The organism is Bradyrhizobium sp. NBAIM03, from assembly GCF_020194055.1.
In the GTDB taxonomy this organism is placed as follows: domain Bacteria; phylum Pseudomonadota; class Alphaproteobacteria; order Rhizobiales; family Xanthobacteraceae; genus Bradyrhizobium; species Bradyrhizobium yuanmingense.
Genome location: NZ_JADYVS010000083.1, coordinates 1 through 1,437 on the forward strand (window position 1 = coordinate 1; position 1,437 = coordinate 1,437).

The window sequence follows — 1,437 nt, forward strand, 5'->3', positions numbered from 1 at the left end:
TTGAGCGCATTGGGGGCAGTAGCTTCACTCGTTTCGGGATTTCGTCCCAAGGGTTCATCGCCTGTTGTTGCACCTTGCCCTCTGCCGGCCTGCGCCGGTCAGATCATTTTGGTGGTCACTGCGTCACCGCGGTAACCGCCAATGGGTCGGGACGCCGATAACTTCCGCCCTTGTTCAGGAGCGCCCAGATGATCCGCGCTGTCTTATTGGCCTGCGCGACGGCGGCAACCTTGAAGGGCCGTCTGGCAAGAAGGGCCTTCAGCCACGGCCGCGCCCGAGCGTCGTTTCGGACGACCCGCAAGACGGCCGTTGCCCCGACAACGAGGAGAGAGCGGAGTTCCGGATTTCCCATCTTCGATATTCGTCCCAACCGCTCTTTGCCTCCGCTTGAATGAGACCGCGGCGTCAATCCCAGCCAGGCGGCAAAGTGGCGAGCCGACTTGAACCCGCCGGGATCCGGCACAAGCGCCTTGATGGTCGCCGCCGTAATGGCGCCGACGCCAGGGATTGTGGTCAACCGACGCATGTCCTCGTCGCGCTTGGCCTCCACAACGATTGCGCGCTCGAGCCTCTCGATCTGGTCGGCTGAAGCTTCAATCTCGTCGGCAATAGCCATCAGCGCGAAGCGCGCTGCTGCGGGCAGGCGAGCATCTGTCTCATCCCGTATGATTGCGACCAGCGCCTCAACCTTTGCCAGGCCGGCGGTGGCGATGATGCCCAATTCTGCCAGATGCGCGCGCAACGCGTTGACCGCCTGCGTTCGCTGCCGCACTAGAAGAGCGCGGGTCTTCAGCACCATCGCGGCAGCCTGTTGCTCAGCCGTCTTAATCGGCACGAAGCGCATGGTCTTTCGGGTCACCGCTTCGCTGATGGCCTCCGCGTCCGCCGCATCCGTCTTACCACGCTTGACGAAGGGTTTGACATAAGCCGGCGGAATGAGCCGGACCTCATGACCGAGAGCTGCGATCTCGCGTGCCCAATAGTGGGCGCTACCGCATGCTTCCATTCCCACCAGGCATGGTGGCAGCTTCTCAAAGAAACGCAGAACTTCGCTGCGCCGTAGCTTCCGGTTGAACACGGGTGAGCCCTCGGCATCCGCCCCGTGAACCTGGAAAACGTGCTTGGCCAGATCGAGCCCGATGGTGATAACCTGTTTCACGGAACGGTCCCTCCTTTGTGGCGTTCGAACAACGACCACGTTCTAGCACTTTGATGCTGTTGGAGCGGGCCGTTCCACCACATCAAGTTTTATCCAGTCCTGAGTTCGCCCCGGCTGTTGGATTTAGCCGAATGGGCGGTGGTAGCGACGGGAGCTGGTGCGGAGCCATCGGCATAGCGCAGCGCCAGATCCCGTCGCGGGTTGCAGGTGAAGGCAAACTCCGATGGTGTTTTCCATCCGAGTTGCGAGTGAGGTCGCGTATCGTTGTAGTCGGCCCG

General features: G+C 61.7%; 1 protein-coding gene and 1 pseudogene. Both read right to left on the minus strand.

Features of this window, described 5'->3' with window-relative positions:
* Positions 1-115 precede the first annotated feature (115 nt).
* Positions 116-1,159, minus strand: coding sequence for an IS110 family transposase (locus I6F21_RS37480; RefSeq protein WP_225131108.1), 1,044 nt, complete (start codon positions 1,157-1,159; stop codon positions 116-118).
* 89 nt (positions 1,160-1,248) lie between these two features.
* Positions 1,249-1,437 (minus strand): annotated as a pseudogene (locus I6F21_RS37485) (IS3 family transposase); the annotation flags it as partial.